Below are 23,454 nucleotides of genomic sequence, written 5' to 3' on the forward strand. Positions count from 1 at the left end.
GGTTTATTAAGGATTATTTCTCAGTTCAAGATGACTGATAGCCTCCATTTTGTCCTATATGCCAAAAAATCCTCATCAATAAATGAACATTAATGAGGATTTTAAGAAAATTCGCAGTTTAAATCTTTGTGCAACTGCTACATAATACCAGAATTATTTGTCGAAGGACGACACTATGGCTAAGAAACCACAACAGGACTTTATGGCAGAATCCCTGCTGCTGCGCTTTCTGACCGCCCCAGTCAGATGGCTGAAAATCCTAGGCTGGGCGGTACTCATTCTGTTCGGCAGTTCAATTTTGCTGCAAAGCTACTTCACCAAAACGACCTGCTGGAACAGGAACTGACCGCCACCACTCGCATGGGTAGTCGCAGCCTGTGGCAGCAGTGGACGCAGAAAGACGGCGGAAGCGCGGAAAGCAGCGAAACCGGCTTTAACCTTACTGCCAGTCGTGCCACCTATCAGGCACTCTCCACCGTCCTTTACGACTGGATTCCGATCAACTACCTGCTCTCAGCAGAAGCAGATGATTTCGGCTATACCGTTAAAGAACGCTTTCTCGAACCCAACCGTCGCCATCTTGAACGCTTTGACCAAGCCTTGCGTATCATCTCGCTACGGCTGGGCAACGCAGTATTCTTCGCTCTATTCGCTCTCTATCTTGCTATCCCTGCACTGACCGACGGCTTCGTCCAACGGCGCATCCGTCAGGAAAACGCCTCACGCGAAAGCGCGGGCATCTACCACCGGGCAAAATACTGGCGCACTGGCATTCTGTCTGCCGGTCTTCTAGCCTACCTGTCATGGCCGACCGCGACTTCTCCCCTATGGTTGATGCTGCCCGTCGGTGCATTGGAAGCCATGATCTACCTCCAAGCGAAGTTTTTGAAAAAATACCTATAACATTCTTGCAGCAATCGATAATTTGAGTTAACCTCTCCCTGCCGTGAATTTTCTGCTTACGGTATTCTCAAAAATTCTTCAATTCTATTCCTTGGGGGCGAGTATCTAGCCTAACTCACAGAAAACCCTATTTCTTATCAAAATCAATAATCTCCGACACTATGCTTTTCTTGGCAACCAAGCTCAGTTGCAGCGCGGCAAGCTGGCTAAACAGTTTGTCTTTTTTCACTTCGGGATTTTTTTGCAGCGCGGTAAACACGCGCTTGGCTTCGTCAAACCGCCCCAGCTTGCGCAGCATTTCGCCGCGCAAAAATTGCGTGTTAATGGCATCTTTGCTGCTGATTGCCTTGTTTGCCAACACCTTATCGGCGTATTCCAGCGTTTTGCTAAACGATTCTTGACTCTCGCTTTGCCAACTGGCTTGCAGAAAAATATTCATCATTTGCTGGGCATCTTGGTTTTCGCCTGCCAGCTCCATCATGCGCCCCCATGCAAGATAGCTGGGCGATTGTGCTGCGATTTGTTGGTATTCCGCGCTGTTTACCACGCGCTCAAACTTCGCCAATTCGTCTGGGCTAAATTCTTTTTTAAACATCACAAATTTGTTGCTGGGGCATTGGGCAAGGGAAAACGGCGTGGCAATGGGGCCTACGGGGCGGGTGTCGGTCATCATGCCGATGCGGGTGCCTGATGTATCCATGGTTTGCGTGAATTTTTCGCCGCCGATGGGGCAGGTGAACGCCATTTCTTGCGCGGTGTGCGCTGATGCGGACGCGCTGGCGACAAGGAGCAACAGGGTGAGCAGTTGGGTTTTCATGGAATGGTTTTCGGTTGGGTTGCGATAAGGCTTTGTATTCTAATGTATTTTAGGCAGCCTGAAAATGAATGATGCGGATAAGGCATCAGGCAGCCTGCGTAGCGAAGCTAAAACTATTTATCGTTTCTCACGCGCAAAAAGGTGGCAAAGCGGGGGGTGCCTTTGTTGGTGAAGCCGCGATATTTATAGGTGATGGTGCTGCCGATTTTGGGTGGATTTTTGCGTTCGGCATCTTTGAAACCCGAGCCGATGCGAAATTCGCCGAGCTGGTTTTTGCACGACAACGCGCCGAGCATTCCTGCGTATTTGCCTTTGCCTTCATGGTGTTGCGTAACCATGCATTCGGCATCGTAGGCGGATTTGAGCTTCAATAGCTTGCTGCTGCGCCCGCCTTGATACGGCGCGTTGGGGTTGCGCAGCATCACGCCTTCGCCGCCTTGCGCTTCAATTTCGCGCAAAAATTGCCGCGCGTGGGCTTCGTCTTTAGCGGGCGTTTGCGTGAGCACAACAAAATTGGCGGTGGGATGCTGGGCAAGATGCTGCTTGGCTTTGTTTAGCCGCTGGTACAAATTGCCGCTTTCTTTTGGCGCGTCAAACACATACAGCTTGATGCCCTGCCAAGAATGCCCCGCCGTGCGCACCGCTGCCGACACGGCTTCAAACTTGCCGCGCCCGATGTATAACTCGCCATCCAGCGCAAATGGTGGGAAATCGCGGGTGAAGCCTGCGGGCGGGGTGAACACGTTGCCTTGGCGGCTGATAAGCTGTTTGCCGTCCCAATAGGCGCGCACGCCATCCAGCTTTTCGCTCATTGCCCAGCCTTGGATGTTTTGGTTTTTGTATTCTTGCGCAAGGATAAGATTGGGCGCGGCGGCTTGGGCGAGTGGGATTAGGGCGGCAAGGGCGAGAATGAAAAGGGGTTTGGAGTGCATGGGGATGTCCTTTGGATTGGGTTTCAGGCTGCCTGAAATGGGGGTAAAGGGCGGGGCGCGGCTACAACGCTTTGCCTGCTTCGCCGATAATTTGCAAGCCGCCGATTAGGTGGTAGCGCAGCAGGGTGGCGCTGGCGTTGGGCACGCTGCGGTAGGCGATGGCTTGGGGGTTGATGCTGCGCAGCAGGGCGGTAATCGCCATGCCGTGTGAAACGATTAACACGTTGGGTGTGTGGCTTTCGGTTTGGGCTTCGTCCAAACTCGTGTTACTCGTGTTACTCGTTTTAGCTTCGCTGAAACTCGCTGCGCTCGTTTTCAGGCTGCCTGTGTGTTTATCGGCTAGGCTGCGGGCGATGATGTGTTGCATGGCGCGATGCAGGCGGTGGATGAATTGGCGTTCGGTTTCGGCGGCGGGGTCTAGGCGGTGTAGTGTATGCATCAGTTGGTTGTTGCTGTGTTTGCCGCTGCGGTAGTCGGCAAGCCAGTCTTCTGTGCTGGGGTAGCCGAGTGATTGGGCGATGGTTTGGTGGATGCGGCTGGATGGCTGTTGTTCAAATGAGCCGAAGTGGTATTCGCGCAGGTCGGCTAATGGCATGGGCGCAAGGTAGGGCTGCTGGGCGTGTTGTAGGATGATTTGCGCGGTGGCGGCAGTGCGGGGGCTGGTGCTGCAATAGGCGGCGGCAAAGGGGATTTGGGCTTGGGCGATGGCGTTGCCTGTTTGCGCTGCGCCTGCTTTGCCTTCGGCGGTAAGCGGGGAGTCGCACCAGCCTTGCACGATGCCTGCGACGTTGTATTCGGTTTGTCCGTGGCGGATAAGGTAGAGATTGAGCATGGTGGTCTTTCGGGTGTGTTTTCAGGCTGCCTATGGGTGGTTAAGGCAGCCTGAAAGTGGGTTTTTAGGCTGAAACCTTTGCAAAGCCCGCAACCGATGGAGCGTCGGCGGCTTGCCGACATCTTGGCAAATCAGTCATGCGCTGTTTAATAAGCGATTTGGCGGCGAGCCGCCGCCGTTCCATTTTAGAACCTGTATTCACTATTTCCATAGGTGGATTTTATGACATAAAAGCGTGGATACAAGGCAAAAAGCGCAGCAAGGTTGATGAACACATTGCGCACATTTTTAACGCAGTAGTCGCGTTTTTAGGGCATAAAAGATGTCTATGAAAATAGTGAATACAGGTTCTTAGGTTTCAGGCTGCCTATGCGTTACGCCACCCAGCCATACACCACATAGGCAAAGCAGCCGAGCAATGCGCCCGCGGGCAGGTCTATCAGATAGTGCTGCTTGGTGTAGATGCAGGATAGGGCGATAAACAGGGGGAACAGCAAGCCCCACGCGCCCAAGCTGCTCCATGCGTGCAGCGTGGTGAGCATGGCAACGGAAACGTGCATACTGGGAAAGCAGTTGGTGGATTGGTCAAACTTTTGCACAAACAGCAAAAATTGCTCCGACCATGTTTTGCCTGTGTTGATGCTGCGCCAATGCGCGGGCGTGGACACGGGAAACAGCCAGAAAAATATCATTTGCATCAGCAGCAGCACCATAAAGCTAAACGCCATTTTGTTGAAATGGTCGCTGTCTTCGGCAAGCAAGTTTAGATACAAAATGGCGGGGTAATACAAAAAGCTGTACACCCACGCCCAGCGCGGTTTAAACGGGATGGCTTCGTCTATGGGCGAATGCCACACAATCGGCTTGCGCAGCGGATGGCGTTGCGTGAAAAAGTAAAATTGATACGCGCCAACAATCAAGATGCCGCTCAATACCAGATTGACGAAATAATCGCTAAATTCCATGAATGCGTCCTTTTTGGGGGATGGGAGAGAAAAACGGCTGGATGCTGCCTGAAAACGCCGCGTTGCGCAAGGTTTTCAGGCTGCCTGAACGGCGAAACGGCTATAATCGCGCGTTTTATGATGACGAGTGAACAAAATGGTGCAACGTGTGATTATTGGCATCAGTGGCGCAAGCGGCTTTGCGTATGGCTACAAGGCTTTGCAGCTTTTGCAACTGCTGGCGCAAATTGAAACGCATTTGGTGGTGTCCAAAGGGGCGGAGCTGACCCGCGCTTCGGAAACCGCCATCAGCCGCGATGAAGTTACCGCGCTGGCGGATGTGGTGCATCCGATTGGCAACTTGGCGGCGAGCATTGCCAGCGGCTCGTTTCGCACGGCGGGGATGCTGGTTGCGCCCTGCTCCATGCGCACGCTCTCGGCGATTGCCCACGCCGCCAGCGATAATTTGCTCACCCGCGCGGCGGATGTAACGCTGAAAGAGCGGCGGCGACTGGTGTTGATGGTGCGCGAAACGCCGCTCAACCTTGCCCATTTGGACAATATGCGCCGCGTGAGCGAGATGGGTGGCATCGTGTTTCCGCCCGTGCCCGCGCTTTACACGCAGCCTGAAAGCTTGGACGACATCATCACGCAAAGCGTGGCGCGCGCGCTGGGGCTGCTCGGGGTGGAATTGACGGCGCAGCGAGAATGGCAGCCTGAAAAGTGAAGATGAACAAGGGCAGAACCGTTTTAACTGCATTGAAGCCTTCGGTTTTCAGGCTGCCCAACCCATCAGGCAACACACCTTGATTTTAGGCAGCCTGAAACCATATAGCAGCCCATTGTTCACACGATTAAAGGAAAAAACATGACCAACCAACGCACCCGCTTTATTTTTGACCAGCAGCCCATACGCGGCATCCACGTTCAGCTTAGCGACGTTTGGCAACACATCGCCCAGCAAAAACCCTATCCCCAAGCCATCCGCCGCGCCTTGGGCGAACTGCTTGCCGCAGGCGCAATCTTATCCAGCAATTTAAAACTGGATGGCACGCTGATTGTGCAAGTGCAAGGGCAAGGCAGCCTGAAAATGCTGGTGGTGGAAGCCACATCCGAAGACACCGTCCGCGCCACCGCCCGCTGGGACGAAACCGCCGCCATCGCCGATGATGCCGATTTAACCCAGCTACTCGGCGACAACAGCGTGTTTGCGCTTACCGTGCAGCCCAAAAACGGCGAGCCGTGGCAAGGCGTTGTGCCGCTAGAAGGCGGCAGCATCGCCGATATGCTGATGCACTACATGGCTCGCAGCGAGCAGTTGCAAACCCACATCGCCCTTGCGGCAGACGACAACCATGTGGGCGGCTTGCTGCTGCAACGCCTGCCCGAGCAAGAGCTAGACGATGCCGCATGGGAACACGTTACCACGCTCGCCAGCACGCTCACCGCCACCGAGCTGTTGCACCTAGACGCGCAAAACCTGCTTTACCGCCTGTTCCACGAAACCCCGCCGCGCGTGTTCTCCGCCGAAAATCTGGAATTTGCCTGCACCTGCTCGCGCGGCAAAGTGAGCGATATGCTGCTGATGCTCGGCGGCGCAGAAGTGGGCAACGTAGTCGCCGAAGAAGGCAGCATCACGGTGGATTGCGATTTTTGCAACCAACATTACACCTTTGACGAAACCGATATTAACGCGCTGTTTGGCATGGATGTGGTGGCGGTGGGGCGGCATACCGCGCATTGATTTTTTTGGGGGATGGATACAGAACAAGCAAAAGCAGTATTGCTGGCATTTATGGCAGAAATGTATGCATGGGAAAAAGCCGCGACAAAAAGCCTGAGAAGCATAGAGTACGATAAAAAACTGGCTGACGATTTATCGTCCATTTTTGCCAGATACTGCACGCCCAAGAAAAGCAAAAGATGCAGAGAAATCTCGCTGGGTGTTAGGTTTCCCTTTGAATACAAACCTGAAACCCACCCCATAACCGAAGTTCAAGCAGAGGGGAAATATCTGTTTTTCTATATTGAAGAGGACAGAAAAGGGTTAATCAGCTTATTGAGATACCGCATGGTGTATCAAAACGATCAATGGCGGATTGATAAAAAAGAATGGCTGAATAATCAAAAATGGAAAAATTACCCATTTTAATTTCAACAAAATAATGCTGAATAATTGGATTAAACCCCAAAAGGCAGCCTGAAAACATATGTGAATCGCTGTTTTGGCTTCGCTGAAACTCGCTTCGCTCGTTTTCAGGCTGCCTTTTGCCACCCCTGCCCCCGCTTTAAGCTATAATCGCGCCCGTTTTTTAATCAACCAATTTCAGGGAAATTCAAGCAATGGACAAACTCAAAATCATCGCCAACGGCAAACTCAACGGCGAAATCACCGTATCAGGCGCAAAAAATGCCGCGCTGCCGCTGATGTGCGCGGGCTTGCTCACCAGCGGCACACTGCGGCTGAAAAACGTGCCCATGCTGGCGGATGTGAAAACCACGCAAAAGCTGCTGCAAGGCATGGGCGCGCGCGTGATGACCGACAACGTGAGCGAGTTTGAAATCAACGGCGGCACGGTCAACAACACCTGCGCGCCGTATGATTTGGTGCGGACGATGCGCGCGTCCATTTTGGTGCTCGGTCCAACTTTGGCGCGCTTCGGTAAAGCCGAAGTGAGCCTGCCGGGCGGCTGCGCAATTGGCGCACGCCCAGTTGACCAGCATTTAAAAGGCTTGGAAGCAATGGGCGCGCAAATCACCATTGAACACGGCTATGTGAAAGCCGTTGCGCCGCAAGGCAAGCTGCAAGGCGCGCGCGTGGTGATGGACGTGGTAACCGTGGGCGGCACGGAAAACCTGCTGATGGCGGCAACCTTGGCGCAAGGCGTTACCACGCTGGAAAACTGCGCGGTTGAGCCAGAAGTGGTGGATTTGGCGGAATGCTTGGTAAAAATGGGCGCGAAAATCAGCGGCATCGGCACGGCAACCATGACGGTGGAAGGTGTGAACGAACTGCACGGCTGCGAACACAGCGTCGTGCCCGACCGCATTGAAGCGGGCACGTTCCTGTGCGCAGTAGCGATGACTGGCGGCAAAGTAACCCTGCGCCACGCCGCGCCCAAAACCATGGAAGCGGTGCTGGACAAGCTCGCCGAAGCGGGCGCAAAAATCACCACGGGCGAGGATTGGATTACGATTGAAATGCAGCAACGCCCCAAAGCCGTGAACATCCGCACCGCCGTGCACCCCGCCTTCCCCACCGACATGCAGGCGCAGTTTATGGCGATGAACGTGGTGGCGGATGGCGTGAGCAAAGTAACTGAAACCATTTTTGAAAACCGCTTCATGCATGTGCCCGAGCTCAACCGCATGGGTGCGAATATTTCGGTGGACGGGCATACCGCGCTGCTCACGGGCGTAGAAACACTCTCGGGCGCAACCGTGATGGCAACCGATTTGCGCGCCTCCGCCAGCTTGGTGCTGGCAGGCTTGGTGGCCAGTGGCGAAACGATTGTGGACCGAATCTACCACCTGGACCGCGGCTACGAATACATTGAGAAAAAGCTCGGCGGCGTGGGCGCAAAGATTGAGCGCATCCGCGGATAACCGTTTTCAGGCTGCCTTTACCGGATAAGGCAGCCTGAAAACGCTAATGCACTCGTCATTTCCGTTAATTTTTGTTTGCGCCCTTTTCTAAACCCATAAAATCGCCTACCCTTACGCCTTTACGTTTTCAGGCTGCCTGAAACAACACGACAACAAAAGGAAAGACCACCAACTATGTCTCAAACTTGGAAAAAAATCGCACTCTACACCTGCGGCGCAATCAGCGGCGTGGCGTTGAGCATCGGCGCACAAAGTTTCGCCGCCGATAAAAAAACCGACGACAACCTGCCCATCCAATCGCTCAAAACCATGGCGGAAGTGTATGGGCAAATTAAAGCCAATTATGTGAACAAATCCGACGACGACAAGCTGCTGGAAGAAGCCATCAAAGGCATGGTGGCAGGGCTAGACCCGCATTCGGAATACATGAACAAAAAAGGCTACGCCGAAATGAAAGAGTCCACCACGGGCGAATTTGGCGGCTTGGGCATGGAAATCGGCTCGGAAGACGGCTTTGTGAAAGTGATTGCGCCGATTGAAGACACTCCCGCCGAGCGCGCAGGCGTGAAAAGCGGCGACTTTATCGTGAAAATTGACAACGAATCCACGCGCGGCATGACCGTGAGCGACGCGGTGAAGAAAATGCGCGGCAAACCGGGCAGCAAAATCACACTCACGCTGTCGCGCAAAGACGCGGATAAGCCGATTATCGTGAACCTAACCCGCGCCATCATTAAAGTGCAAAGCGTGCGCTCGCATTTGCTGGAAAACGGCTATGGCTACATCCGCGTAACCCAATTCCAAGAGCGCACCGTGGCTTCGGTTGCCGAAGCAGTAACCAAATTAACCCAAGAAAACAAAGGCCCGCTCAAAGGCTTGGTGCTGGATTTGCGCGACGACCCAGGTGGCTTGCTCAATGGCGCGGTGGGCGTATCCGCCGTGTTCTTGCCCAAAGATGCGGTGGTAGTGAGCACCAAAGGGCGCGACAACAAGCAAGGTATGCTGCTCAAAGCCCGCCCCGAGGATTACATCTTGTCGGTAGGCACCGACCCCTTGGCTTCGCTGCCCGCCGAAATCAAAAACATCCCCATCACCGTGTTGATTAACTCAGGCTCGGCTTCGGCTTCGGAGATTGTGTCAGGCGCGTTGCAAGACCACAAACGCGCGGTCATCGTGGGCACGCGCAGCTTCGGCAAAGGCTCGGTGCAATCGGTGATTCCGATGTCCAGCGGCGGCGCGTTGAAAATCACCACCGCGCTGTATTACACGCCCAACGACCGCTCCATCCAAGCCACAGGCATCGTGCCTGATGTGGAAGTGAAAGACAAAACACGCACGTTTGAAAGCCACGAAGCGGATTTATCGGGACACATTGACAACCCGCTGGGCGAAAACGGCGTGAAAACCAATGTTTCGGCTTCCGAACCCGACAGCAAGGAAGAAACCCAGCCCGCCGCCGCCAGCGAGCCCAAACTCAAACTGGAAGATTTGGCGGCACGGCGCAAACCCGACCCCAGCAAAGACGACCAACTGCGCAAAGCGTTGGATTTGCTGAAAAACCCAAGCGAATGGCAGCAATCTTTGGGGCTGGGTGTGCAGAAGCTAGCGGAAGAGAAAAAGAAAGCTGACGAGAAAAAAGCAGCGGATGAAAAGAAAGATGAAAAGAAAAGCGATGAAAAGAAAAAATAAGCTGTGAATGAAAACCCTGCGGATGCGGGGTTTTTTGTTTTTCAGGCTGCCTTTGGCGCGGGTTCAAAGGCAGCCTGAAACCTTTGCAAAACCGCTAACAGCAGCCTGAAACACAAGAAATGCCGTCATTCTCGCTTAGGCGGGAATGACGGAGAATTGACTATTTCTTGTGGTGTTTACCATTTATTGCATCAATTCGGCTGGTGCGCTCGCTTTTTCCCGCGCGGCTTGTTCTTTTCTAAGCGAGTGGGGCAGCTTGCCCGCTTCTTTGCGCAGCGTAATCACCAATTGCTCGCCATCTATTTTGGCTTGCACGGTGTCTTTCCATTCGCTGTTATTCAATTCAAGCATCCCTTTTTCAAACCCTTGTGAAGACTGCTCAATTTGGGCTTCATCCATTGGTGTACCGAGTACATTCGTAAACGTTTTGTAGCCCTCGCGGATAAATTTCTTATCAATGCGCACTTCGCCTTGGCTTTTCATTTGTTTCACCAATTCCACCGCTTGCCCATCGGTCATCTTTTCGTTGATGATTGCAGCGGGGAAGCTGCTTTCCCATTGCGCGGTGGCTTTGCTGCCGTTGAGCATAATTTGGTTGTCTTTGGATTCTACCGTGATGCCTGTTTGCACAAGGGCTTTAACAAATTCTTCGCCTATTTTTTGGCTTTCGGCAACAGGCACGCAGCGTTGGCTTTGCTCTTTAAACAAGTTTGCCAAAATTTCAAAGGCTTGGGCGTTCACATCTTTAACCGCAAGGTTGTATTGGATTTTTTCCAGCTTCACGGGCGGCTGCTTGTTGGCTTGAAGGCTGATGCTGTCCACTTGGCTGGCGCTGGTGTACAGCACTTTGCCGTTTTGGATGGCGATGTTGCCGCTGACTTCGGCGTTGTTTAGGCTAAATGCAACGGGGGCTTCGCCCGCTATGGAAAAATGGATGGATTCTATTTTGCCGATGGTTTTTCCTGCGCCCAGCGTGGCAAGCGAGAGTGAATCGGTTTCGTAGCTCATGTTTTTCATGGCTAGGTTTACTGTTGGGTCAGTTATCGTCAAACTGGGGGCTTTGAGTTTGATGTTGCTTACCTGCACGCCATCTTGTTCTTTTTTCAGTGTGAACGTGGCGGTAAGGGCATCCCATGCAACCGTGCCTTTGTTTTCTTTGAACGAGTTGGCGGGCACGACAATTTCGCTGTCTATATTGCCGCCCCATGTGGTTTTGCTATGGATGTCAAACAGATAGGTTTCTTTTTGAGTGTGCGGATTTTGCGCGTAGATTTTGGACACGATGGTGTAGCCGCCCAAGCCGCGCTGGATGCTGTCTTCGCTGCGGAAGGTGAATTTGAAGTCGGGGCTGCATAAATCGGGGTGGATTTCGCCCGTCCATTTTGCGCTGCCTGATAGCGCGCCCATGTTAAATTCGGCAACGTTTACCTTGAAGCGTTTGTCTTGCACGTTGAAGCTGTGTTGATACGCGCTTTCCAGCTTTTTGCCTGCGAGCACGCTGCTGCCTACTGCGCCAACGAGTGCGATGCCCACTGCGCTGGCGATTAGGTTTTTTTTGTTCATTTGGGGTTTCCTTGTGGGTTGTTAGAAAATAAATGATGGGTTTCAGGCTGCCTGAAATAGGTGAAACAGGCGGGAATGTACTGGATTAGGCTGGGCGGGTAAAGGGCGGGCGCGCAAAATATTAGGCAGCCTGAAAAGCCGTTCGCACGCCTGTGGCAGGCGCGCCAAAATTGCGCAAATCGCCCCGCTAGCCCAGCCGAAATCGGGTACAATCGCCCCCATTTATCAACCCATACGAGACACTTCCATGCTAGGCTTTTTTAGCAAACTGTTTAAATCAAAAACCCCAGCACCCGACACACAAGCGCAGCCTGAAAACGCGCAAAACACCGCGCCAGAAGCAGCCAATCATTTGCCTGCCGACAGCGAAACGCAGCCTGAAAACGCAACCGTTGCCGCAGAAACAACAGACGCAGCGGCAGAACCAACCCCAGAACAGGCGACCAAACAAAACGCCACTCAACCCGAACCCGCAGCGCAGCCTGAAACCGTAGAAACCATAGACAGCGCAAACGCCACCACAGCAGAACAACAAGCAATCGCTGTGCAAAGGCAGCCTGAAAACACCGAAACCATCGCCGCGCCTGAAAATCAAACCATTGCCACGGCTGAACCAACAGAGCAGCCTGAAAACGCTGTTGCCGAAATACCCCAAGCCGACGAACAAGGGCAGCCTGAAAATCCAGCCAGCGAACCAGCCGCGCCATCCACACCCCGCGCAGACGAAACTGCAACGGCAGAGCAAGAACCCGCAGCACAAGGGCAGCCTGAAAACGCCGTTGGCGCGGCAGCCGAACAAGACAACGCAGTACAAAACCGCCCCACCGAGCCCGCCGTGCGCAACTGGACGATGACCGCCGTTGCCGAAAAACCAAATAGCTGGGCAAGCGTGGCGGAACAGGCGCAGTACAAATCTGCGACAGCCGGAACCCCCGCCGTTGGGCAGCCTGAAAACGCGGTTAGCGAAGCAATAGAAACCGATGTGGCAACGCAAGGGCAGCCTGAAAACGTGGAAACAGAAGCAGAAGCCAAAACTGAAACGTCAGCCGTTGGGCAGCCTGAAAATACGGTGAGCGAAGTGGCAGAAGCCGATGTAGCAGCGCAAGGGCAGCCTGAAAATCAAGCCGCCGCGCCAAGTGAGCCACAGCCTGAAACTGTTGAGCAGCCTGAAAACACTCCCCCCGAAGCAACAACCGAAACCCAAGAAACAACCGTCCCCCAGAAGCTCGGCTGGGCAGCCCGCCTAAAACAAGGCTTAACCAAATCGCGCAACCACATGGCAAAATCGCTGGCGGGCGTGTTTGGCGGCGGGCAAATTGATGAAGACTTATACGAAGAGTTGGAAACCGTGCTGCTTACCAGCGACATGGGCATTGAAGCCACCGAGCAGCTGATGAACGAAGTGCGCGACCGCGTGTCGCTCAAAGGGCTCAAAGACGGCAACGAGCTGCGCCAAGCCTTGAAAGACGCGGTGTACGACCTGCTCAAACCGCTGGAACAGCCGCTTGCCATCCCCGCCAACGGCGAGCCGTTTGTGATTATGCTGGCGGGCATCAACGGCGCGGGCAAAACCACGTCCATCGGCAAGCTGGCGAAATATTTTCAAGCGCAGGGCAAATCGGTGATTTTGGCGGCGGGCGACACTTTTCGCGCCGCTGCCCGCGAGCAGTTGCAAGAATGGGGCGAGCGCAACGGCGTTACCGTGATTTCGCAAGCCAAGGGCGACAGCGCGGCGGTGTGTTTTGATGCGGTGGAAGCCGCCAAGGCGCGCAAAATTGACATCGTGTTGGCGGACACCGCAGGGCGGCTGCCCACGCAGTTGCACCTGATGGAAGAAATCAAAAAAGTGAAACGCGTGTTGCAAAAATCCATGCCCAACGCGCCGCACGAAATCATCGTGGTGCTGGATGCCAACATCGGGCAAAACGCGGTGAACCAAGTGGTCGCCTTTGACGATGCGCTGGGCGTAACAGGCTTAATCGTTACCAAGCTGGATGGCACAGCCAAAGGCGGCGTGCTGGCGGCTTTGGCCAGCAGCCGCGCCATCCCCGTGCGCTATATTGGCGTGGGCGAAAGCATTGACGATTTGCGCCCGTTTAACGCGAAAGATTTTGTGGACGCGCTGTTGGATTAAGCCCCACTATCAAAGGCAGACTGAAAATGGTTAGATGCGTTTTCAGGCTGCCTTAAAGACAGCGAACCGCGTGAACACGCATACCATCGCCACGCGCCCGCTGTTATCCAATAGGCAGCCTGAAAACAGATAAACACGCTTTCAGGCTGCCTTTTGCTGTCCGCCGTGCCATTCTAAAAAACCATCCCAAAGGCAGCCTGAAAATGACCCCCTACCAAATCCGCTCCACGCTGTATATGCCCGCCACGCAAAACAAGCTCGCGGGCATCAGCAACAATCCGCACAAAACCCACGCCGATGCCATCGTGCTGTGCTTTGAAGGCGCGCTGCCCATCAACGATATTGACAAAGGAATTGCCAATCTAAACCACACCTTCGCGCACATCTCGCCGCCTAGCCATCGCCCCTGTGTGTTTATCCGCGTGCGCAACATCAACAACTTTCACTACCTGCTCAACCATCTGCACAGCGACTGCCTGCACCACCTTGCGGGCATGGTTATCCCCAAGCTCACGCTCGCCAATTTTAAAGAATGGCAAACCGCGCTATCCGCCCCGCAAAATCCGTTTTACTACATGGTAACGCTGGAAACCGAAGACTATTACCAGCCCAAAAACATCGCAAAAATCTTCAAAAAATTGCGCCAAAGCCCGCTTGCGCCCCGCATATTAAACGTGCGCCTGGGCGGCAACGACCTGCTGCGTGGCATCCTGATGAAACGCCCCAAAGGCAAACACACGCTCTACAACACCCCGCTGGTGGGGCTGTTTAGCCAAATCATCATCCAAGCGCGGCTCAATGGCTTTGAAGTGAGCGCGCCCGTGTTTGAATACTTCGCCCCAAGCGACCCCGACACCCAAGCCGCCTTTGCCCAAGAGCTGCAACAAGACCACATCTTCGGCTTTTGGGGCAAAACCGCCATCCACCCCGGCCAATGCCCCGCCATCAACCAGCAATTTACCGTCTCCGCCGAAGACCTTGCCCTTGCCCAGCGCATTTATCAACAAGTGGCACAACACGGCGGGCTGCACGGCGGCGTGTCCAACCACAACCAATCCATGATAGAACCCACCACGCATTATGCTTGGGCAAAACGCATTCTTGCCATGCAATCCAGCCATTCCGAGTAAACCCAAACATTAAAGGCAGCCTGAAACCTAAAATGGAGCGGCGACGGCTCGTCGCCAACACTTCAAACATTGCACTACTGATTTGCCAAGATGTCGGCGAGCCGCCGACGCTCCATCGGTTGCAGGTTTTGCAAAGGCAGCCTGAAATCCATTTTCAGGCTGCCTATCCGCCCCCCAAAAAACCATGACCACCCAAATCCACACCCTGCGCCAAGGCACACTCACCATCAGCCACACCACTCCGCCCCAGCCCAACCGCACCATCGTGCCCGACCACCGCACAGGGCAGCCCTTTGCCCCCAGCGCGTTATACACCGTTGCCGAGCGCATCAACCCCAAACGCGCCTATTTATTCGTCAGCAAAATTCTTGCCCGCCACATCCCCCAGCCCATCCACCACCCCACCATCGCCGCCGCCTACCAATCGCTCAGTCTCGCTCTAAGCCAACAGCTTCGCTGCATCCAGCAGCAAAATCCCCAAGCCCCCACCCGCGTGCTGATGCTTGCGATGGCAGAAACCGCCACCCAAATCGGGCTTAAAATCCTAGAACACCACACCCCCATCGCCCACCAACACATCAGCCACATCACCAGCACCCGCGAAGCCCAACTCTTTCCCAGCCCGCGCCACATCTGGGCGCAATTTGAAGAAAGCCACAGCCACCACACCACCCACTATCTGCCCAACCCGCAGCTAGACCAAATTGACATCATCGTATTCATCGACGACGAATACAGCACAGGCAACACCCTAAAAAGCAGCCTGAAAAACATCCTTACCCAGCACCCCGAATGCTTCGCCCACCCGCGCCCCAAACACATCATCACGCTATCCTTTTTAGACTGGCGCAGCCAAATCGGCGAGCTGCGCCAAATCGCCCGACAGCTCAATCCCCACAACACATGGACAGAACACGCATACAGCCTAGCCCAAGGGCAATTCCATTTTCAGGCTGCCACCCCCGCCAGCCCCATCGCCAACCAAGGCCATTGCCAAATATGGACAAGCCCCACGCTGCCCACCGCCGCCCCATTTCGCCCACAACAGCTTACCTTGCACAACCAAACCCTGCCGCCCCAGCTATCCACCGCCCTAGCACCTTATCAAGCCCAAATCGCCCAACAGCTTAACCCCGCTAGCTGGGGCGATTGCAGCCTATGGCGCAAAATTCTTGTGCTTGCCGGCGGAGAAAACCACTACCACAGCGAACTCACCGCCCGCGCCCTGCAAAGCCACGCCCCGCAAGCGCAAATTTGGCTCGGCTCTATCACCCGCTCGCCCATCCTGTGCCTGCCCCAAGCGGGTTATCCCATCCAACACAAAGCCCAAATAGACACCCCGCAAGGCAACAGCTTTGTGTACAACCTGCCACCCAACCACGACTACGATGCCGTGTTTATCGTGCCACATATCACCGATGCGCAAGGCATCTATTCGCACGGGCTGATGCAACATATCCCCCGCGTGTTTACGCTGTAAGGCAGCCTGAAATCTTTGCAAAACCTAAGAACCTGTATTCACTATTTTCAGGCTGCCCACCCCACTAAGGACACCCATGCAACTCAACCTATTTTTTGACATCGACGACACCATCGCCAGCTCCCCCGCCCGCCACGCGCGCGAAACGCACAACGCCCCCATCAGCCAACACATCGGCGAGCACCTTATCATCAGCCAAAAGCAACACCGCATCATCCAACTGCTTGCCCAAAACCCCAGCCACTTCTACGCCGTAACCGCCCGCGATTTAGCCAATATCCACCCCATCGCCCCACTGTTTGCCCCCTTTCTCGCCCAAAGTGCCACCCCCTATATCCACCTTGTCGCCAACTTCGGCGCAATCCAAGCCAAACTCCGCGCCAGCGCAGCCGACACAATAGAAATCTTTGACATCCAAACCCACCCCACCGCCGCCAATTTTCAGGCTGCCCTAACCGCGCTCGCCCCCCAATTCAACCGCGTAGAACTCAAAACCGACCAGCACATCCCCTGCTACATCAAAATCATCGATGACACCCTTGCCGACCCCGCCCTACGCGCCCGCCTAATCGCCCAGCAATCCCAGCACCCCGACTTCGCCCTGCGCAAAGTGCGCAACGGCTACTATGTGCTTATCCCCCACGCCTACACCAAAGAACACCGCATCGCGCAAATCCTGCAACGCATCCCACCCGCCAGCCTAAACATCGGCTTGGGCAACGCCACTTCCGACCTGCCCTTTATGCTGCTGATGGACTACTTCATCGCCCCCAGCCAAACCAATCCGCAAATCCACAGCCTGCTGCAACACACTCGCCCCGAGCAGCATTTTCAAGAAACTCTATACCGCTAACCCTGCCAGCTCTCCCAATTAGCGGTGTTCTAAAAAGCATACTGGCTTGATTATTCGTTGATAACAAGCAGTATGGATTAAAAATCCTACAATCTGTTCCTTCTCCCGCTGGCGGGGGAAGGCTAGGATGGGGGTGGTAGGTAGCTTAAACAGCCACCCTAACAGCAGTACCGCATACTTTTTAGAACATCACCCCCCCATTTTCAGGCTGCCTAAACATGGCCACCCTACTCACCTACGCCCCCGCAGACGTTATCCTGCAACTGGAAATCCTCACCGCGCAAAACCTCAAACACTTCAAAATCGCCACCATCGCCGAAAAAGAACAGCTCATCCAAAGCGGTCAAGCCCATTATTCCGACTTCATCCAGCCTGAAACCCCGCCCAGCGAAATACAAATGGCGATATACCGCGAATCTCTCGCCCGCTATCGCCACAAAATCGCCCAAGGCATCATCGCCCTGAGCGACCACATCCTTAGGCAGCCTGAAAGCCAAAAACAGCCGCAAATCGTCCTACTCTCGCTTATCCGCGCAGGGCTGCCGCTTGGCGTGCTGCTCAAACGCCACCTTGCCCGCCAACGCCCCGTTCACCACTACGGCATCTCCATCATCAAAGACAAAGGGCTAGACCGCGCCGCCCTAGAAACCATCTTCGCCCGCCACCCCCAAGCCGCCTACTACTGCATAGACGGCTGGATAGGCAAAGGCGCGATTACCGCCAGCCTGCGCCAAAGCTGGCAACAACACGCCGCCCACATCCCCATGCAGCTGCTTACCCTATCCGACCCCACCTGCGACCTATCCGATTACAGCCCCTACGGCGGCGACTGGCTCATCCCCTTTGGCATACTCGGCAGCCCCATTTCAGGCTTCATCTCCCGCACCTTATACCAAGCCTACCCCCAGCCACACGCCAGCTATTACTACGACCAAATCGCCCAACACTACACCCCCGCCACCGCACCCTTTAACCACTTCATCGCCCAAATTGAACAAGAAATCCCCCGCGCCACCGCCCCCAATTTAAGCCACGAACACAAAATCCCCCACCGCCAACTGCTCGCCCAGCTTGCCCAAATCCAACGCCAACACCACATCGCCGACCTAAACCGCTTCAAACCCAGTATCGCCGAAGCCACCCGCGCCATCCTGCGCAGGCAGCCTGAAAAAGTGCTCATCGCCCCCCGCAACGAAACCCCCGACCTGCGCCTAATCAAAACCCTATGCGCCGAACGCCACATCCCGCTGATACACGAGCCGCTGCTGGATAGCACCCCCTATCAAGTGATGACCATTATTCGTTGATTTCAGGCTGCCGTTGGGGTTTTGCAAAGATTTCAGCCTGAAATCTTTGCGAAACGGGTAAACAATCGCCATCCGCCACAAAAAAGCAGCCTGAAAAACGACTATCCCGTTTTCAGGCTGCCTAAAAACTATGTCAGACCAGCAGTTCAATTAACGATAAGTAATACCTTCAAATTTCGTGCTAATGCGTGTACCCGCTTTGCCCGCCACAATTGCTTCAATGTCGCTCAAAGAGCCGATCACCGCCACTTTGCCTGTTTTTTCAGCAAATTCGCAAGCTGCGTCCACTTTTGGCCCCATTGAGCCAGCAGGGAAGTTCAGGTCGCGGAAGGCTTGTGGGTGAGATTCAAAAATCGCTTTTTGGTCAGGTTTGCCCCAGTTCACATAAGTTGCGTCCACGTCGGTGGCAATCACCAGCATATCGGCGTTCAAATCGCGTGCCAGCAATGAAGAGCACAAGTCTTTGTCAATCACGGCTTCAATGCCAGACAATTTGCTTTCGGATTCGTAGTAGGTAGGAATACCGCCGCCGCCCGCGCATATCACCACCGCGCCTTTTTCCAGCATCCATTTCACGGGGTTCAATTCAAAAATGCGTTTGGGCAAGGGGCTAGGCACAACGCGGCGGAATTTGTCGCCGTCTTGTTTAATGCTCCAACCTTTTTCCGCAGCCAAGCGTTCTGCTTCGGCTTTTTCGTAAACAGGGCCTACGAATTTGGTGGGGTTTTGGAAAGCAGGGTCGGCTTTGTCCACTTCCACTTGGGTCAGCAAGGTGGCAAAGGGCACGTCTTTGGGCAACAGGTTGCCCATTTCTTGTTCAATCATGTAGCCAATCATGCCTTGGGTTTCTGCGCCCAATACATCCAATGGATAAGATTCCACTTTGTTATCAACGTGTTGATAGTAAGCTGTGCCTTGCAATGCCAGCAAGCCAACTTGTGGGCCGTTGCCGTGGGCAATCACGAGTTCGTTGCCTTTGTACACTTTGGAAATTTGCTCGGCGGCGATGCGAACATTTTCACGTTGGTTTTGAGCAGTCATGGGCTGACCGCGACGAAGCAAGGCGTTGCCGCCTAGTGCAATAACGATACGCATGGAGAAACTCCTTAAAATACGTTTAGATGTTTTCTAAAAGAATTTCAGGCAGCCTGAAACCGTTTTTCAGGCTGCCTGAAAGGTGTATTACAAGCCAGACAATGATGCAACCATCACAGCTTTAATGGTGTGCATACGGTTTTCAGCTTGGTCAAAAGACACGTTGTGAGCAGATTCAAACACGTCTTCGGTTACTTCAATACCGTTTGCCAATTCTGGGTATTTTTCTGCAATTTGTTTGCCCACTTTGGTTTCGCAGTTGTGGAATGCAGGCAAGCAGTGCAGGAATTTCACGCGTGGGTTGCCAGTGGCGGCTACCAATTTGCTGTTTACTTGGTAAGGCATCAATTTGCTGATGCGTTCGCCCCATGCTTCAATGGGTTCGCCCATAGATACCCATACGTCAGTGTACAAGTAGTCCACGCCTTTAACAGCTTCTTCGGCGTTGTCGGTTACCAAGATGCGTGCGCCGCTTTCTTTGGCAAATTCACGGCACATAGCTTGCAATTCTTCGGTAGGCTGCAATTCTTTTGGCGCAGCAATGCGAACGTCCATGCCCAATTTTGCACCAATTAACAGCAAAGAGTTGCCCACGTTGTTGCGCGCATCGCCCAAGTAAGCGTAGCTGATTTGGCGCAATGGTTTGTCGCTGTGTTCTTGCATGGTCAAAACGTCAGCCAACATTTGAGTGGGGTGCCATTCGTCAGTCAAGCCGTTGAACACGGGCACGCCTGCATATTGAGCCAATTCTTCCACGATAGATTGTTTGAAGCCACGGTATTCAATGCCGTCATACATACGACCCAACACGCGAGCGGTGTCTTTCATGCTTTCTTTGTGGCCGATTTGAGAAGAAGTAGGGTCAATGTAAGTTACTTGTGCGCCTTGGTCGTAAGCGGCTACTTCAAACGCGCAACGGGTACGAGTAGAAGTTTTTTCAAAAATCAAGGCAATGTTTTTGCCTTTCAAGGTTTGTTGTTCTGTGCCAGCGTATTTAGCGCGTTTCAAATCGCGAGACAAATCCAGCAAGAAGTGGATTTCTTGTTCAGTGTGGTGAACCAAGCTCAGGAAATGACGGTTGTTCAAATTGAATGACATGATAAAACTCCTAATAATGGATTGAGGAAAAAAGGGTTTAGGTAGCCTGAAAACGACTTGCCCTTTTCAGGCTGCCTATATCACAGATTAGTAATCAACAGCATCGCGCACGATTGGGCAAGTCATGCAGCGACCACCGCCGCGACCACGACCCAATTCAGAAGAAGCAATCGCTACCACTTCTACGCCAGCATCGCGCAAGCGAGCGTTGGTGTATTTGTTGCGGTCGTAGCCGATTACCACACCGGGTTCTAATGCAAATACGTTGTTGGCATCGTCCCATTGTTCGCGTTCGGTAGCGTAAGCATCGCCGCCAGTTTCCACCACGCGCAATTTAGACAAGCCCAATGCTTTTTCAACTACTTTAACAAACGATTCGTTTTCTTTGCGAATATCCAAGCCGTTTGGTTTAGCAGAATCAGGACGCAGAGAGAATGCAGTAATGCCATCAACCACATCTGGGTGAGTGTTCACCAAATCGCGGTCGCAGAATGTGAACACAGTATCCAAGTGCATAGCGGCACGAGATTTAGGCAATGCAGCCACGATTACGCGTTCTGCCACGCCTTCTTTGAACAAGGCTTGTGCCAATTGAGTAATGGCTTGTGAAGAGCTGCGTTCGCCCATGCCCACCAATACCACTTTGTTGCCGATTGGGAATACGTCGCCGCCTTCCAAAGTAGCCGCACCGTAATCTACATCAGGATTGCCCCACCAGATTTTCACGCCACCGTCTTTGGTGAAGTTGGGGTGGAATTTATAGATAGCGGTAGTCAAAAGCGTTTCTTGACGACGAGCGGGCCAATACATTGGGTTTACAGTTACACCGCCATATACCCAGCTTGTGTTGTCGCGAGTGAATTGAGTGTTAGGAAGAGGAGGAAGAACGAAGCCTGCGCTGCCGTATGCTGCGCGAACCAAGTCAGCAGCATCGCTGTGGAAGTCTTTTGGCAGGTCAAATACACTTACGCCGCCAATCAAGTATTCTGCTTGTTGTTTAGCAGACAAACCTTCCAACCAAGCGCGCAATTCGTGAGAAACGTGTGCGCCTACGCTGTTGTCGGTGATTTTACGATCCAGCACCCATTTGAGTGCTTCTTTGTTTTCAAGAGTTTGAGCCAGCATATCGTGCATTTCTAGCACATCAACGCCACGCTCACGCATTTTGTTTTGGAAATCCAAGTGGTCTTGTTGGGCTTTTTCAATCCACAGCACATCATCAAACAGCAATTCATCGCAGTTAGCAGGGGTCAAACGAGCGTGTGCCAAACCAGGGGCGCACACCAGCACTTGCCTCAATTTACCTACTTCTGAATAAACACCAGGTTTCATAATAATCTCCTTAGGATTATGCTTTCAGGCAGCCTGAAAACGCCACCCGAAAGCGTTACAGAAAAAACTACAACTTCAAATTACTCAATTTACAGGCTGAGCCAACCTTGTTTTAAACCTACAATTGCTACAACTGCGCCGATAAATACCGCAGCCACATACAATTTCTCAATGGCAGTAAATACAACTTGTTTGTTTTCTTTACGCGCCCAAACATATATGAATGTCCCAGGGGCATAGAGCAACATAGACAACAGCAGGTATTGAACGCCTGCCGCATAAATCAGCCAAATACCATAAACAGTGGCAATCCAAGCGATAACGGCGTCTTTGCCCAAATCTTGTGGGTCTTTGTCGTAGGTTTCCTTACGTATGGTCAATAGCGCAGCATAAGCAGCAGAGAATAAGTAAGGAATCAAAATCATAGAAGTCGCCAAAGCCACCATTTTTTGATACGAACCGTCTGAGAACAAATTCAAAATCAAGAAGATTTGCATACCAATATTGGTTGCCCACAGCGCGTTAATAGGTGCAGCATTTTTGTTTTCACGATGGAAGAAAGCGGGAACGGTGCCGTCTTTGGAAGCCACATACAGGGTTTCAGCCGCAAATAATGTCCACGCCAGCAATGCACCCAACAGCGATACACCCAAACCGATGGAGATAAATGTCGCGCCCCAAGGACCAACAATATGCGCCAAAACGTGTGCCATAGAAGGGTTATCTAAGCCAGCCAATTCAGCTTGTTTCAACACACCAGCTGACAGAACGTTTACCAAAATCAGCAAAGCCAACACGCTCAAAAAGCCCATTACGGTAGCCTTACCTACATCTGTCCGTTTTTCCGCGCTGGCAGAATATACACTCGCGCCTTCAATACCGATGAATACCCACACGGTAACCAACATCATGCTTTTGACTTGAGTCATCACACTGCCCAAATCAGGCGAGTTTGTACCCCAAATATCGGAGGTAAAAATGTCAAATTTAAATGCAAAGAGCGCAATCACAATGAATGCGAATAGTGGAATCACTTTGGCGATGGTAATTACCGTGTTAATAAATGCTGCGGTTTTCACGCCACGCAATACCAACATATGCATAGACCAAAGTAATACAGAAGCTAAGACAATCCCCCATACGGAGACGCTAGATGTTTCGGGATTTTTAAGAATAGGGAAGAAATAGCCCAAAGTGTTCATCAGCAGCATTAAGTAAGCAACGTTGCCCACCCATGCGCTAATCCAATAACCCCAAGCGGAAGAGAAACCAAGATAGTTACCAAACCCTGCTTTGGCGTAGGTGTAAACACCGTTATCCAAATCGGGCTTGCGGTTGGCAAGCGTTTGGAACACAAACGCCAATGCCAGCATCCCCACGGCAGTAATGCCCCAACCAATCAAAATAGCACCAACTTCTGCGCCAGATGCCATGTCTTTGGGCAATGAGAAAATCCCACCACCAATCATTGAGCCGATTACCAAGGCGGTAAGCGAACCCAGTTTTAGCTTATGGTCAGCCATTTTTATCGCTCCTCAAAAAAATAGAACTTATTTGGAAACTTAAATCTTTATTTATATAATTAGCCATAAAACACTTCTCCTAAATACACAAATCTCAACTTAAATAAAAATAAAAACATAAGATTTCTTTATTGTGTATAGTAATATACTCCTCTCATTCTTGACAAACCTTGATGGGAATCAAATTGAATTAAGATTTTGGTGGAAACTGTTAAA

25 protein-coding genes are annotated in these 23,454 nt (G+C 52.8%); 14 read left to right on the forward strand and 11 right to left on the reverse strand.

From position 1 onward, the window contains the following. Positions 1 to 175: 175 nt before the first annotated feature. Positions 176 to 346 (forward strand): hypothetical protein, encoded by a 171-nt coding sequence (locus tag Q4A85_RS08330; RefSeq protein ID WP_303109374.1) that lies wholly within the window; start codon positions 176 to 178, stop codon positions 344 to 346. A gap of 14 nt (positions 347 to 360) precedes the next feature. Further along, positions 361 to 903 carry a DUF4400 domain-containing protein gene (locus Q4A85_RS08335; protein WP_303109376.1) on the forward strand — a complete coding sequence of 181 codons (543 nt, stop codon included), beginning with the start codon at positions 361 to 363 and terminating at the stop codon, positions 901 to 903. A 127-nt stretch (positions 904 to 1,030) separates the two neighbouring features. Here Q4A85_RS08335 and Q4A85_RS08340 read toward each other — a convergent pair whose 3' ends face one another. From Q4A85_RS08340 to Q4A85_RS08360, 5 genes are all read right to left on the reverse strand, one after another. After that, on the reverse strand, positions 1,031 to 1,720 hold the full coding sequence (locus Q4A85_RS08340) for a tetratricopeptide repeat protein (protein WP_303109377.1): 690 nt from the start codon (positions 1,718 to 1,720) through the stop codon (positions 1,031 to 1,033). 113 nt (positions 1,721 to 1,833) lie between these two features. Then, positions 1,834 to 2,652 carry a DNA ligase gene (locus Q4A85_RS08345; RefSeq protein WP_303109379.1) on the reverse strand — a complete coding sequence of 273 codons (819 nt, stop codon included), beginning with the start codon at positions 2,650 to 2,652 and terminating at the stop codon, positions 1,834 to 1,836. A 61-nt stretch (positions 2,653 to 2,713) separates the two neighbouring features. Next, complete coding sequence (locus Q4A85_RS08350) at positions 2,714 to 3,484, reverse strand: histidine phosphatase family protein (protein ID WP_303109381.1); 771 nt, start codon at positions 3,482 to 3,484, stop codon at positions 2,714 to 2,716. 64 nt (positions 3,485 to 3,548) lie between these two features. Further along, entirely contained in the window at positions 3,549 to 3,695 is a 147-nt protein-coding gene (locus Q4A85_RS08355) for a hypothetical protein (protein WP_303109383.1), read from the reverse strand. 163 nt (positions 3,696 to 3,858) lie between these two features. Next, positions 3,859 to 4,449 carry a phosphatase PAP2 family protein gene (locus tag Q4A85_RS08360; RefSeq protein WP_303109385.1) on the reverse strand — a complete coding sequence of 197 codons (591 nt, stop codon included), beginning with the start codon at positions 4,447 to 4,449 and terminating at the stop codon, positions 3,859 to 3,861. Positions 4,450 to 4,451: 2 nt separating this feature from the next. On the opposite strand from Q4A85_RS08360, the gene Q4A85_RS08365 reads away from it, so the two are divergent. The 6 genes from Q4A85_RS08365 to Q4A85_RS08390 all read left to right on the forward strand — a co-directional run bounded on the left by Q4A85_RS08365 (position 4,452) and on the right by Q4A85_RS08390 (position 9,723). Continuing rightward, the gene (locus Q4A85_RS08365; protein ID WP_303109386.1) at positions 4,452 to 4,580 is read left to right on the forward strand and encodes a hypothetical protein; all 129 of its coding nucleotides are present in this window, start codon (positions 4,452 to 4,454) and stop codon (positions 4,578 to 4,580) included. 5 nt (positions 4,581 to 4,585) lie between these two features. After that, complete coding sequence (locus Q4A85_RS08370; protein ID WP_303109441.1) at positions 4,586 to 5,155, forward strand: UbiX family flavin prenyltransferase; 570 nt, start codon at positions 4,586 to 4,588, stop codon at positions 5,153 to 5,155. A gap of 141 nt (positions 5,156 to 5,296) precedes the next feature. Beyond that, entirely contained in the window at positions 5,297 to 6,172 is an 876-nt protein-coding gene (hslO, locus tag Q4A85_RS08375) for an Hsp33 family molecular chaperone HslO (RefSeq protein ID WP_303109388.1), read from the forward strand. 12 nt (positions 6,173 to 6,184) lie between these two features. Beyond that, on the forward strand, positions 6,185 to 6,580 hold the full coding sequence (locus Q4A85_RS08380; RefSeq protein WP_303109389.1) for an NTF2 fold immunity protein: 396 nt from the start codon (positions 6,185 to 6,187) through the stop codon (positions 6,578 to 6,580). A 191-nt stretch (positions 6,581 to 6,771) separates the two neighbouring features. Then, entirely contained in the window at positions 6,772 to 8,034 is a 1,263-nt protein-coding gene (gene murA, locus Q4A85_RS08385) for a UDP-N-acetylglucosamine 1-carboxyvinyltransferase (protein WP_303109391.1), read from the forward strand. 174 nt (positions 8,035 to 8,208) lie between these two features. Beyond that, positions 8,209 to 9,723, forward strand: coding sequence for a S41 family peptidase (locus tag Q4A85_RS08390; RefSeq protein WP_303109393.1), 1,515 nt, complete (start codon positions 8,209 to 8,211; stop codon positions 9,721 to 9,723). A 183-nt stretch (positions 9,724 to 9,906) separates the two neighbouring features. On the opposite strand, the gene Q4A85_RS08395 is transcribed toward Q4A85_RS08390, so the two are convergent. Beyond that, complete coding sequence (locus Q4A85_RS08395) at positions 9,907 to 11,286, reverse strand: DUF945 family protein (RefSeq protein ID WP_303109394.1); 1,380 nt, start codon at positions 11,284 to 11,286, stop codon at positions 9,907 to 9,909. Positions 11,287 to 12,136: 850 nt separating this feature from the next. Here Q4A85_RS08395 and ftsY point away from each other — a divergent pair. After that, positions 12,137 to 13,420, forward strand: coding sequence for a signal recognition particle-docking protein FtsY (ftsY, locus tag Q4A85_RS08400; RefSeq protein WP_303109443.1), 1,284 nt, complete (start codon positions 12,137 to 12,139; stop codon positions 13,418 to 13,420). Here ftsY and Q4A85_RS08405 read toward each other — a convergent pair. Further along, on the reverse strand, positions 13,417 to 13,557 hold the full coding sequence (locus Q4A85_RS08405) for a hypothetical protein (RefSeq protein ID WP_303109396.1): 141 nt from the start codon (positions 13,555 to 13,557) through the stop codon (positions 13,417 to 13,419). The genes ftsY and Q4A85_RS08405 overlap by 4 nt on opposite strands. 66 nt (positions 13,558 to 13,623) lie before the next feature. Here Q4A85_RS08405 and Q4A85_RS08410 point away from each other — a divergent pair, with 66 nt between their 5' ends. From Q4A85_RS08410 to Q4A85_RS08430, 5 genes are all read left to right on the forward strand, one after another. Further along, positions 13,624 to 14,550: an HpcH/HpaI aldolase/citrate lyase family protein gene (locus tag Q4A85_RS08410; protein WP_303109398.1), complete on the forward strand. Its 927-nt coding sequence runs from the start codon at positions 13,624 to 13,626 to the stop codon at positions 14,548 to 14,550. Between the two features lie 32 nt (positions 14,551 to 14,582). Beyond that, positions 14,583 to 14,738, forward strand: a complete 156-nt coding sequence (locus Q4A85_RS08415) for a hypothetical protein (protein ID WP_303109399.1) — start codon at positions 14,583 to 14,585, stop codon at positions 14,736 to 14,738. Continuing rightward, on the forward strand, positions 14,735 to 16,030 hold the full coding sequence (locus tag Q4A85_RS08420; RefSeq protein WP_303109400.1) for a phosphoribosyltransferase domain-containing protein: 1,296 nt from the start codon (positions 14,735 to 14,737) through the stop codon (positions 16,028 to 16,030). The genes Q4A85_RS08415 and Q4A85_RS08420 overlap by 4 nt, the downstream gene beginning before the upstream one ends. Positions 16,031 to 16,106: 76 nt before the next feature. After that, a complete protein-coding gene (locus tag Q4A85_RS08425; protein ID WP_303109402.1) occupies positions 16,107 to 16,883 on the forward strand; it encodes a hypothetical protein in 777 nt (258 codons plus the stop codon). 218 nt (positions 16,884 to 17,101) lie between these two features. Beyond that, a complete protein-coding gene (locus tag Q4A85_RS08430) occupies positions 17,102 to 18,190 on the forward strand; it encodes a cysteine protease StiP domain-containing protein (RefSeq protein WP_303109404.1) in 1,089 nt (362 codons plus the stop codon). A 150-nt stretch (positions 18,191 to 18,340) separates the two neighbouring features. Here the strand turns inward: Q4A85_RS08430 and arcC are convergent, their stop codons facing one another. From arcC to arcD, 4 genes are all read right to left on the reverse strand, one after another. Then, the gene (gene arcC / locus Q4A85_RS08435; RefSeq protein ID WP_303109406.1) at positions 18,341 to 19,285 is read right to left on the reverse strand and encodes a carbamate kinase; all 945 of its coding nucleotides are present in this window, start codon (positions 19,283 to 19,285) and stop codon (positions 18,341 to 18,343) included. An 87-nt stretch (positions 19,286 to 19,372) separates the two neighbouring features. After that, on the reverse strand, positions 19,373 to 20,383 hold the full coding sequence (locus Q4A85_RS08440; protein ID WP_303109408.1) for an ornithine carbamoyltransferase: 1,011 nt from the start codon (positions 20,381 to 20,383) through the stop codon (positions 19,373 to 19,375). Between the two features lie 87 nt (positions 20,384 to 20,470). Beyond that, positions 20,471 to 21,715, reverse strand: a complete 1,245-nt coding sequence (gene arcA / locus Q4A85_RS08445) for an arginine deiminase (RefSeq protein ID WP_303109410.1) — start codon at positions 21,713 to 21,715, stop codon at positions 20,471 to 20,473. Between the two features lie 89 nt (positions 21,716 to 21,804). After that, entirely contained in the window at positions 21,805 to 23,238 is a 1,434-nt protein-coding gene (gene arcD, locus Q4A85_RS08450) for an arginine-ornithine antiporter (protein WP_303109412.1), read from the reverse strand. Between the last annotated feature and the right edge of the window lie 216 nt (positions 23,239 to 23,454).

The sequence above is a fragment of the Kingella sp. (in: b-proteobacteria) genome (genome assembly GCF_030527935.1).
Lineage (GTDB): Bacteria > Pseudomonadota > Gammaproteobacteria > Burkholderiales > Neisseriaceae > Kingella_B.

Excerpts from the sequence above, each read along its gene's own strand:
- Q4A85_RS08330 (WP_303109374.1), top strand. The coding sequence starts at position 176 with ATGGCTAAGAAACCACAACAGGACTTTATGGCAGAATCCCTGCTGCTG.
- Q4A85_RS08335 (WP_303109376.1), top strand. The coding sequence starts at position 361 with ATGGGTAGTCGCAGCCTGTGGCAGCAGTGGACGCAGAAAGACGGCGGA.
- Q4A85_RS08340 (WP_303109377.1), bottom strand. The coding sequence starts at position 1,720 with ATGAAAACCCAACTGCTCACCCTGTTGCTCCTTGTCGCCAGCGCGTCC.
- Q4A85_RS08345 (WP_303109379.1), bottom strand. The coding sequence starts at position 2,652 with ATGCACTCCAAACCCCTTTTCATTCTCGCCCTTGCCGCCCTAATCCCA.
- Q4A85_RS08350 (WP_303109381.1), bottom strand. The coding sequence starts at position 3,484 with ATGCTCAATCTCTACCTTATCCGCCACGGACAAACCGAATACAACGTC.
- Q4A85_RS08355 (WP_303109383.1), bottom strand. The coding sequence starts at position 3,695 with ATGGAAATAGTGAATACAGGTTCTAAAATGGAACGGCGGCGGCTCGCC.
- Q4A85_RS08360 (WP_303109385.1), bottom strand. The coding sequence starts at position 4,449 with ATGGAATTTAGCGATTATTTCGTCAATCTGGTATTGAGCGGCATCTTG.
- Q4A85_RS08365 (WP_303109386.1), top strand. The coding sequence starts at position 4,452 with ATGCGTCCTTTTTGGGGGATGGGAGAGAAAAACGGCTGGATGCTGCCT.
- Q4A85_RS08370 (WP_303109441.1), top strand. The coding sequence starts at position 4,586 with ATGGTGCAACGTGTGATTATTGGCATCAGTGGCGCAAGCGGCTTTGCG.
- hslO (WP_303109388.1), top strand. The coding sequence starts at position 5,297 with ATGACCAACCAACGCACCCGCTTTATTTTTGACCAGCAGCCCATACGC.
- Q4A85_RS08380 (WP_303109389.1), top strand. The coding sequence starts at position 6,185 with ATGGATACAGAACAAGCAAAAGCAGTATTGCTGGCATTTATGGCAGAA.
- murA (WP_303109391.1), top strand. The coding sequence starts at position 6,772 with ATGGACAAACTCAAAATCATCGCCAACGGCAAACTCAACGGCGAAATC.
- Q4A85_RS08390 (WP_303109393.1), top strand. The coding sequence starts at position 8,209 with ATGTCTCAAACTTGGAAAAAAATCGCACTCTACACCTGCGGCGCAATC.
- Q4A85_RS08395 (WP_303109394.1), bottom strand. The coding sequence starts at position 11,286 with ATGAACAAAAAAAACCTAATCGCCAGCGCAGTGGGCATCGCACTCGTT.
- ftsY (WP_303109443.1), top strand. The coding sequence starts at position 12,137 with ATGACCGCCGTTGCCGAAAAACCAAATAGCTGGGCAAGCGTGGCGGAA.
- Q4A85_RS08410 (WP_303109398.1), top strand. The coding sequence starts at position 13,624 with ATGACCCCCTACCAAATCCGCTCCACGCTGTATATGCCCGCCACGCAA.
- Q4A85_RS08415 (WP_303109399.1), top strand. The coding sequence starts at position 14,583 with ATGGAGCGGCGACGGCTCGTCGCCAACACTTCAAACATTGCACTACTG.
- Q4A85_RS08420 (WP_303109400.1), top strand. The coding sequence starts at position 14,735 with ATGACCACCCAAATCCACACCCTGCGCCAAGGCACACTCACCATCAGC.
- Q4A85_RS08425 (WP_303109402.1), top strand. The coding sequence starts at position 16,107 with ATGCAACTCAACCTATTTTTTGACATCGACGACACCATCGCCAGCTCC.
- Q4A85_RS08430 (WP_303109404.1), top strand. The coding sequence starts at position 17,102 with ATGGCCACCCTACTCACCTACGCCCCCGCAGACGTTATCCTGCAACTG.
- arcC (WP_303109406.1), bottom strand. The coding sequence starts at position 19,285 with ATGCGTATCGTTATTGCACTAGGCGGCAACGCCTTGCTTCGTCGCGGT.
- Q4A85_RS08440 (WP_303109408.1), bottom strand. The coding sequence starts at position 20,383 with ATGTCATTCAATTTGAACAACCGTCATTTCCTGAGCTTGGTTCACCAC.
- arcA (WP_303109410.1), bottom strand. The coding sequence starts at position 21,715 with ATGAAACCTGGTGTTTATTCAGAAGTAGGTAAATTGAGGCAAGTGCTG.
- arcD (WP_303109412.1), bottom strand. The coding sequence starts at position 23,238 with ATGGCTGACCATAAGCTAAAACTGGGTTCGCTTACCGCCTTGGTAATC.